This is a genomic window from uncultured Mesonia sp. (assembly GCA_947499595.1).
Classification (GTDB): Bacteria; Bacteroidota; Bacteroidia; order Flavobacteriales; family Flavobacteriaceae; genus Mesonia; species Mesonia sediminis.
Genome location: CANMOY010000002.1, coordinates 398,713 through 408,376 on the forward strand (window position 1 = coordinate 398,713; position 9,664 = coordinate 408,376).

Consider the following 9,664-nt stretch of genomic DNA (forward strand, 5'->3'; position numbering starts at 1 on the left):
GTTATGGAGATATTAAGTTTTAAAATAAGTGGTAAAATGGCACATTTCCGCAAGTATTTTGCCAATAATACCGCATTTAGTTTTTCAATTCCGCCAAGAACAACTTTGATGGGGATAGTAGCAGCTGCTATGGGGTGGTCAAAAGACTCCTATTACGAAAAGCTATCATCTGAAAATATTCAATTTGGAATAAGGGTAGTAAGCCCGCTGAAAAAAAGCTTCCACCGATTGAATTTTCTCAGCATTAAATCTACCGGAGATATGGCCAAAAAATGGTCTTCAGATTTTCGTGGAGAAGGTGGGCGAATTCAAACACCGTTCGAAATTGTGAGTGCCTGGGATATTGCTAAGGACAATGTAGTGTATCAAGTATTTTTAAAAGCAAATAAGGGTGGTGAAGACACCTTTAATTCAATAAAAAACCAATTTTTAGAAAAAGAACCAGTTTACAACATAAGTTTGGGTACAGCCAACTTTTCAGCTCAATTATCAGACATTGACTTGATCAAAAACGATAAAGTAGAAAAAAAGGAGAGTTCAGATTACATATTAATGGATTCGGCCTTGCCGGTAGATAATGTAGAAGATTTAAAATTTGAGAAAGAAGAGTATACAAATTACAATTTTGTGGAAGAAGATATGCTTCCGAGTGATTTTAAGGCTAATGGAAATCGAGAAGTTCGAAAGATGAATAAACTTTTGTTCTCAACCACTGAAAATCCATTACGGGTAAAATTAAAAAATTCATATTATCATATTCTTGGTAGGTCTCAAAATTTGAATATTCAATTTATGGAATAATGCAATTTTTTTCACACAGCAAAATAGGTGCAAACGGGAAAACTTATGGTTCTAAAGAACTAAAGGTTCATATAATGGGCGTAAAAGAAAACGCCCTTTTTCACTTTACGGGAAACTTATCTTTAGGATTCTCTGATGAAGAGTTACAAGAACTTCTAGAGTTGGTTGTCTATTATCATGATTTAGGGAAATACACCACTTATTTTCAAAACTATCTTTTAAAGAAAGAACCTATTGATGTTTTATTAAAACGACACGCTCAAATAGGAGGGTTTGCCGCCTATAATTCCATTTTGGAAGAAAATGAAAAGAAGGCACTTCTAGCTTTCTACCTTATTTACCTGCATCACAGCCAGCTAATTGATTTGATGGAAATTTCTTCAAAATTAGGTGAAAACTTAAAACGAATAATTGGTAAACAAACGGCTGACCTTCAAGCATCTTTTAAATCTATTGAAAAAGACTTGAGTGTTGATAATATTGAGCATGTTATAACCTATTCAGATGAAAGAAAATTAAGAAAAGGTTTTAAGCATTGGAGTAAAAAGTATAGTTCTATTCAAGACTACTTTCTTATTAACTATTTGTTTTCGTTGCTTATTGAAGCGGATAAACTGGATGCCTCCGACACCAAACCATATGTCTTAAAACCGATAAACCCGTTATCTGTTGATAAAAGATTTGGAAAACCTGAAATTAAAACCAAAAAACTTTATGAATTATCCAATAATGAATTAAGGAATTATTGCCGAACAATGGTAGTTTCCCAACTTAATGATAAAGATATTCTAGACAATTATCTTTTTACCCTTACGGCTCCAACTGGAATTGGAAAAACAATGACTGCACTAGATTTTTCTTTAAAGTTAAAAGAAAAAATCAAACAAAAAACAGATAAAGAATCACGCATTATTTATGCGCTACCCTTTATCAACATAATTGAGCAGGCGTTAAATGAATATAAGAATACATTGAACGATCAAGAAATAAATATCTTAGGGCATTATCAATTTGCGGATGTATTTGGCGGAACTGAAACCAATAAAAATGATGATGGAGTTGAGTCAAATTACAATCAAAAGCTTATGGCTTTAGATACCTGGCAGGCAGATATTGTCATCACTTCCTTTGTTCAGTTTTTCGAAACTTTAATTGGTAATCGTAATAAATTGCTTAAAAAATTCAACCATTTTGCTCATGCCATTATTATTCTGGACGAAGTACAAACGCTTCGCTTAGACCAAATGCCTTTATTGGGAGCGGCATTATTTTATCTTTCTAAATTTTTAAAATCCCGTGTCATTTTAATGACGGCTACACGTCCCAAAATTTTTGAATTGGCTCAGAAAGAAATTCTCACTAACCAGAATGAAAAGATACAAGCTAAAGAATTGCTCAGTAATTATGAAGAGGTTTTTTCAATATTTGAGAGAACTTCCATTCAGCCACTTTTAGATAAATTAGAATCGGAAGTCGAAGAAAGAACAAAGGAGTTTATCGATTCAATTTTCAAAGAAAAATGGCAGCCAGATAAATCTTGTTTGATTGTTTGCAACACTGTTAAACGTTCGATAGAAGTTTTTCAGGATTTACAAAACTATTTAGAACAAAACGGATTAGAAAATCCAATTTATTACTTATCGACCAATATTATACCTGCCAATCGATTTGAAAGAATTGAAAAAATAAGAACTGATCTCAATGAAAATAAAGCACCAATTTTGATAGCTACTCAAGTTGTCGAGGCAGGAGTTGATTTAGATTTTGATATGGGTTTTCGTGATATCGGCCCAATAGATTCAATTATTCAAGTTGCGGGAAGAATAAACCGAAACAACGATATTTCACGAAAACATTCGCCGCTATTCATCGTGGATTTTGATAAAAAAATGACGGTAAAAGTTTATGGTCGCTTGGCATATCAGCAAGCAAAAAGCGCATTAAAACAACAAGATCATTTTAAAGAAAAAGACTATTTACAGCTTATTCAGGGTTATTTTGATGGAATTTCAGATAGAAGTTCTTTCGAAGATGCAAGACAATTCTTTCAATCTATGCGAAATTTAAAATATGATTCAGATGATAAGGAAAATCTACCAGTTTCAGCTTTTAGGATTATAGAAGAATCGGATAGATACAGTCCAGTTTATGTTGAAACGGATAACAATGCCACAATCTTATTAGGGAAATATCTGGAGAAAATAAGAAATGAAATTAGTAAAGAAGAGTTCGACAGAAAATGGAAACTACAATTTCAACAGCAAATTATTTCAGTGCCAAAATATTTATGTGAGGACTTAGAAACTGTTAATGAATATGAGGAAAGTATCTTACTAGTGTCATTTGAGGAATTAGCTTCTAGATATTGTAATAATACAGGATATATTAGAGATTCTGAAGATAAGAATAAAAGCTTTGTTTTTTAAAAATTATACTATCAACATGCAAACCCTAACCACACAAAAATTAAAAATCACCAAAATTCAGTTTCCCGAAATTCAGCTTAAAACGCGCGATGCCCATAAGCTGCGAGGATATTTTGGAGAATTATTTAAGGAGCACTCTCCTTTATTACATAACCATTACCAAGATGGTAGTTTGCGCTACCGGTATCCGCAAATACAGTATAAAATAATAAATAAAACACCAAATCTTATTGGTTTAGAAGAGGGAGCCGATTTGCTCACCCAGCTTTTTTTAAAAATTAAGGAGGTGAATATTAACGGAAAGACTTATCCAGTACACACTAAAAATATAAGTCAGCAACAAATAGAAATTGGCTATTCTAATGGTTTGCACGAATATAAATTTGAAACTTTGTGGATGGGTTTAAACCAGAAAAACTATTCGAAATTTGTAAGTCACCAATCCGTTAAGGAAAAAGATGATATGTTAAATGCAATATTAACAGGTCATATTTTAGGCTTTTTTAAAACTTTTGGAGTAGCACTAAAACCAGAAGAGCGCATTATGGTTAAACATCAGCTAACACAAAAGAGCACTAATTTTAAGGGTCAGAAAATGCTAGCCTTCACAGGAAGTTTTATTTGCAATGCGAGGTTACCAGATTTTGTAGGCTTAGGAAAATCGACCTCAAGAGGTTTTGGAACTATAAAATTAATCTAATGCAAATATTTATTAACACCTACGGAACTTATGTTCATGTTAAGGATGATATGTTCCAGATTAAAATAAGGGAGGAAAAGAACAAGCCTGTTAAAATAAATCATATCGCTGCACATAAAATCACATCATTTGTAATGAGCAAGGGGGCGGCACTAAGTACAGATGCAATTGCTTTAGCTTTAAAACATAATATAGATATTGTAGTGGTTGATTATAATGGGCATCCAATGGGTAGGTTTTGGCATAGCAAATTAGGCAGTACAACAAAAATAAGAAAAGAGCAATTAAAAGCTTCTTTAAATGAGAATGCTGTGTTTTGGGTAAAGCAATGGTTAGAAAACAAGTTAGAGAATCAAGCAGATTTTTTACAAGACTTAAAAAAACATAGGTCTAAACTTCATGCTAAATTAGATGAAAAGATTAATGCAATTTTAGAATTTCGCAGCAAAATCAATTCAAGTCAGTCTACCGATATATCGGCGATTGCCGATTCTTTTAGAGGATGGGAAGGTTCGGCAGGTAGGCAATATTTCGATGCTTTGGCTATATGTATGCCCAATAGCTTTGCATTTAGAGGAAGGAGTTTTAGACCCGCCCAAGACGAATTTAATGCCATGCTTAATTATGCCTACGGCATACTTTATAGTCGTATAGAACGAGCACTTATGCTGGCCGGTTTAGATCCCTTTGTCGGGTTTATGCATCGTGATGATTATAACACTAAAAGCTTGGTTTATGATTTTATTGAACCTTATAGGATACACGCAGAACGATTTGTTTTTCGATTATTTACAGGAAAAAAAATCAATAAGAATTATTTTTCTTCCTTCACAGGTGGGGTTTCGCTGAATGAAGACGGAAAGGCCTTTTTTGTGGCTCCTTACTTAGAATATCTAGATAGCGATAAAATAAGATACAAAGGAAGGTTGCAAACCAGAATGAATGCCGTACAATTAGAAGCACATCGATTTGCGAATAGTTTGATTGAAGGTTAGAAAGGAGAATGTTGGAATGGGAGAATGTTGGAATGAATGAATGTGAGAATGAATGAATGTTTGAATGAGAGAATGTTGTAATGAGAGAATGTTTGAATGAGAGAATGTTGGAATGTTAGAATGTTGGAATGTTAGAATATATAAGTTTGAATATGAGGTCATTGAATCATTCAATCATTGAACCATTGAAATGAACGTTAGAATGAGAGAATGTTGGAATGGGGGAATGTTGGAATGAATGAATGCTGGAATGAATGAATGTTAGAATGTTAGAATGAGAGAATATATAAGTTTGACTTCAAGGTCATTAAATCATTGAGCCATTAAATCATTGAGCCATTGAATCATTAAAAATAACCTTGAAAAATGGGGAGATTATGGAAAATACTACAAAGATAAAGTTCGTAAATAAATTGAAAGCCAGAACGAAGAAGGCGGCTATAGACGTTATTTTTTTAACTAGAAATTTTCAACAGAAAAAGGAATTGCAGGTAATTACCTATCAGATAGTTAAAAGCAGTACATCAGTAGCAGCGAATTATAGAGCTGCTTCTCGAGCAATTTCAGAACGAGCACTGTATTCAAAAATGAAGATTGTAGAAGAGGAAGCTGACGAAACGGTTTTTTGGTTAGAGATTTTACAAGAAATAGCTCCCGAACTGGAACCTAAAATAAAAAACTTAGAAATGGAATATGTAGAAATATTAAAAATTATAGCTAAAACAAATAAAACACTTAGATTAAAATTTAAAAATTGAAGGGGACGATGAATGAATGTTAGAATGAGAGAATGTTGGAATGTGAGAATGAGAGAATGTTGGAATGAATGAATGCTGGAATGAATGAATGCTGGAATGAATGAATGTTAGAATGTTAGAATGAGAGAATATATAAGTTTGACTTCAAGGTCATTAAATCATTGAGTCATTAAATCATTGAGCCATTGAACCATTTAACCTCTGAACCATTAAAAAACTACTACTATGATAATTTGGGTTTTGTATGATATTAAAAATGATGCAGCTAGAAATTTTGTTGCCAAAACCTTAAAACAGGCTGGGTTATATCGTGTGCAATATTCGTGTTTTCTAGGTACGCTTAATGCGGATGAAAAAGATACTTTAGAACTGCAGATTGAGAAAGTAATCAATGAAGAGACCGATAAAATATATATCTTTCGGATGAATAAAGAACAATTAAAGGAATGTACTATGATGGGGCAAGCCTTTGATGAAAAACTAGTAACCGATGAAGTAAAAGCACTCTTTTTTTAATGCAAAGTTTTTATCCATCTCAAATAATCGAGTTTCTATATTGCCCACGTTATACTTATTTTGAATACGTTTTACGCATACCGCAATACGAAGAAAAATTTTATAAAGTAGAGCGGGGTAGGGAGGTTCACGATCAAAAATTAGAGCAAAATAAAAATTATTTACGCAAAAAAATAGGAGTACAAGAGAAATGGTTAGACCAATATCTCGGGGTGCAGGGTTTACGAGGCAAGATAGATGAAGTATTGCAGTTGAAAGATGGTTCATATGCACCTTTAGATTATAAATTTGCACAATGGAAAGATAAGGTTTACAACACTTACAAGCAGCAACTATATTGTTATGCGGTGCTTATTGAAGAAAATTTTGACACCCAAGTTAAAAAGGGTTTTTTGGTTTATACCCGAAGTAAACATAAACTGATTGAAGTAAATATTCCCACAGAAGCTAAAGACGAAATAAAATCGAGCACGGATGAGATGCTAACTATTATACGGCAAAATAAATTTCCTAAGCGCACTAAATTCAAGAAAAGATGTGTAAATTGTACCTATCGTAATATTTGCATCAAGTAATTAGTTTCCAGGTGCAAATTTATTTTAAGACATTAAAAAAATTGAGCTTATGGAAGTTATAGCAAGGGATTTAGAATACGGAAAAGTATTGAAAATGCTTTTTTATACGTTCTTTGACATACTGAACTTATTAAAGTTAAGATTTTTGAAATGCTTAAAAAGAATTGTTATTACTGATTTCCAAGGAAAAATCGCCTTTACTACCAATCCACAACCAAACTAGGATTGAAACAGCCTTCAATCATTATAGCAATTACATCTTCTCTTGCTTTACTACCAATCCACAACCAAACTAGGATTGAAACACCTTACCAAACGAGCAATTAAAAAACATTGCAACTCTTTACTACCAATCCACAACCAAACTAGGATTGAAACATGTTAGACGTCCTTTCGGTAGAACTTCAGAAGATTCTTTACTACCAATCCACAACCAAACTAGGATTGAAACATTTTAGCGAATAATAAGGCATTTTTTATTTTCGTGCTTTACTACCAATCCACAACCAAACTAGGATTGAAACTAATTCTGCGGGTGTTGAAACGCATATTGAGTTAAACTTTACTACCAATCCACAACCAAACTAGGATTGAAACTACAATATTATCCGAATATTGATGATGACTTCAAGGCTTTACTACCAATCCACAACCAAACTAGGATTGAAACAATCTACATCGATAACCTCTAAATCTTCGAATCCACTTTACTACCAATCCACAACCAAACTAGGATTGAAACGAAAACTTAACTGGTGGGAAAAAAGAACTAAAGAAGCTTTACTACCAATCCACAACCAAACTAGGATTGAAACATTTGGTTCCACAAGCGGTGAAGTCTGCCTCATTACTTTACTACCAATCCACAACCAAACTAGGATTGAAACTAGGCGTACTTGCACATATTAGAAACAAACCGAATACTTTACTACCAATCCACAACCAAACTAGGATTGAAACCTATATGTTAAAATTAAATAAATGGATGAAAAAAAACTTTACTACCAATCCACAACCAAACTAGGATTGAAACTTTTAAAAATACGCTTTATACACATTGAAATCGTTCTTTACTACCAATCCACAACCAAACTAGGATTGAAACAAGAAGACGAAATAATTACAACTCAATTTAGAAGTCTTTACTACCAATCCACAACCAAACTAGGATTGAAACCGCATCAAATTGGATGGGCCAGGAACTCGATAAGTCTTTACTACCAATCCACAACCAAACTAGGATTGAAACAGACAAACTTTATTACTCTAACACTCCCAAGCCCACACTTTACTACCAATCCACAACCAAACTAGGATTGAAACACTATTCGATTAGGTTTTAAAGTTGCTAGTATTGCCACTTTACTACCAATCCACAACCAAACTAGGATTGAAACATTCGTCTTCCATTATAGTTTTGCTCCTATATTTACCTTTACTACCAATCCACAACCAAACTAGGATTGAAACGTTCAAGCAATCCCTGCTGCCGTTGGTGCTATTGGTCTTTACTACCAATCCACAACCAAACTAGGATTGAAACGACACAGGCTTTTTTGAGGGTTTTAACCTTGATATCTTTACTACCAATCCACAACCAAACTAGGATTGAAACTGTGCTTAATGGTAATGCTGTACTTAGAACTTGGCACTTTACTACCAATCCACAACCAAACTAGGATTGAAACTAGAAAAAAGGCATCAATCTATTAGAGTTAACCCTTCTTTACTACCAATCCACAACCAAACTAGGATTGAAACACCCTACCAAACGAGCAATTAAAAAACATTGCAACTCTTTACTACCAATCCACAACCAAACTAGGATTGAAACCTTACGATAAGCAATCGGGGCATACTTCGGCTAGACTTTACTACCAATCCACAACCAAACTAGGATTGAAACCTGCCGTTAACCCTTGCTTCACTAATGTTATTAAGCTTTACTACCAATCCACAACCAAACTAGGATTGAAACCGTATGGTATTGTATAGTGTGTCATTTGTAAAGTCTCTTTACTACCAATCCACAACCAAACTAGGATTGAAACATGCCCGTCGCGCTTGCAATTTCTTTTAATTCTTCTTTACTACCAATCCACAACCAAACTAGGATTGAAACACTGTTTCGCTTTGGCTGGCAATTTTGGCTATTCTCTTTACTACCAATCCACAACCAAACTAGGATTGAAACGGAATATTCGTGAAGTCATTACCTTCAATATTTAAGCTTTACTACCAATCCACAACCAAACTAGGATTGAAACTCAATATTTATCTTAACCTTAGAAAATTCTTCTTTAGCTTTACTACCAATCCACAACCAAACTAGGATTGAAACATCTAGAATTATGATGGTAGAAGATAAAGCAAAAAAACTTTACTACCAATCCACAACCAAACTAGGATTGAAACTCGCCTTGAGCGAGGCCTTTTTTCACTTCTGTGAATTCTTTACTACCAATCCACAACCAAACTAGGATTGAAACTTTTAGTGTTTTTTTTGTGCCAAATCTCCGCGTAACTTTACTACCAATCCACAACCAAACTAGGATTGAAACTCCATACATCTTGAGCCACGCCAGTTTCAGAAACAACTTTACTACCAATCCACAACCAAACTAGGATTGAAACTTATCTTTTCGTGCCATATTATTATTTTTTAGTGGTCTTTACTACCAATCCACAACCAAACTAGGATTGAAACTGCTAAACAAGTCCTTGAAAAACTTAAAGAAAATCACTTTACTACCAATCCACAACCAAACTAGGATTGAAACAAAAAGCCGATGACGGCAAGAAAAAAATCAACTGGCCTTTACTACCAATCCACAACCAAACTAGGATTGAAACTGCTAAACAAGTCCTTGAAAAACTTAAAGAAAATCACTTT

7 protein-coding genes and 1 CRISPR repeat array are annotated in these 9,664 nt (G+C 33.7%); all 7 genes read left to right on the forward strand.

Annotated elements, in window-relative coordinates:
* Nucleotides 1-3 precede the first annotated feature (3 nt).
* On the forward strand, nt 4-801 hold the full coding sequence (gene cas5 / locus ACH2AZ_RS04060) for a CRISPR-associated protein Cas5 (protein WP_394906756.1): 798 nt from the start codon (nt 4-6) through the stop codon (nt 799-801).
* Nucleotides 801-3,227 (forward strand): CRISPR-associated helicase Cas3', encoded by a 2,427-nt coding sequence (cas3, locus tag ACH2AZ_RS04065; protein ID WP_394906757.1) that lies wholly within the window; start codon nt 801-803, stop codon nt 3,225-3,227. The genes cas5 and cas3 overlap by 1 nt, the downstream gene beginning before the upstream one ends.
* Before the next feature lie 16 nt (nt 3,228-3,243).
* On the forward strand, nt 3,244-3,927 hold the full coding sequence (locus ACH2AZ_RS04070; RefSeq protein ID WP_394906758.1) for a CRISPR-associated endonuclease Cas6: 684 nt from the start codon (nt 3,244-3,246) through the stop codon (nt 3,925-3,927).
* On the forward strand, nt 3,927-4,922 hold the full coding sequence (gene cas1, locus ACH2AZ_RS04075; protein WP_394906759.1) for a CRISPR-associated endonuclease Cas1: 996 nt from the start codon (nt 3,927-3,929) through the stop codon (nt 4,920-4,922). Before ACH2AZ_RS04070 ends, cas1 begins: the two co-directional genes overlap by 1 nt.
* A 377-nt stretch (nt 4,923-5,299) precedes the next feature.
* Nucleotides 5,300-5,680, forward strand: a complete 381-nt coding sequence (locus ACH2AZ_RS04080) for a four helix bundle protein (protein WP_394906760.1) — start codon at nt 5,300-5,302, stop codon at nt 5,678-5,680.
* Between the two features lie 225 nt (nt 5,681-5,905).
* Nucleotides 5,906-6,196, forward strand: coding sequence for a CRISPR-associated endonuclease Cas2 (gene cas2, locus ACH2AZ_RS04085; RefSeq protein ID WP_394906761.1), 291 nt, complete (start codon nt 5,906-5,908; stop codon nt 6,194-6,196).
* Complete coding sequence (cas4, locus tag ACH2AZ_RS04090) at nt 6,196-6,771, forward strand: CRISPR-associated protein Cas4 (RefSeq protein ID WP_394906762.1); 576 nt, start codon at nt 6,196-6,198, stop codon at nt 6,769-6,771. The genes cas2 and cas4 overlap by 1 nt, the downstream gene beginning before the upstream one ends.
* Before the next feature lie 195 nt (nt 6,772-6,966).
* Nucleotides 6,967-9,624: direct repeats of the CRISPR family, unit length 37 nt; unit sequence CTTTACTACCAATCCACAACCAAACTAGGATTGAAAC.
* Nucleotides 9,625-9,664 lie beyond the last annotated feature (40 nt).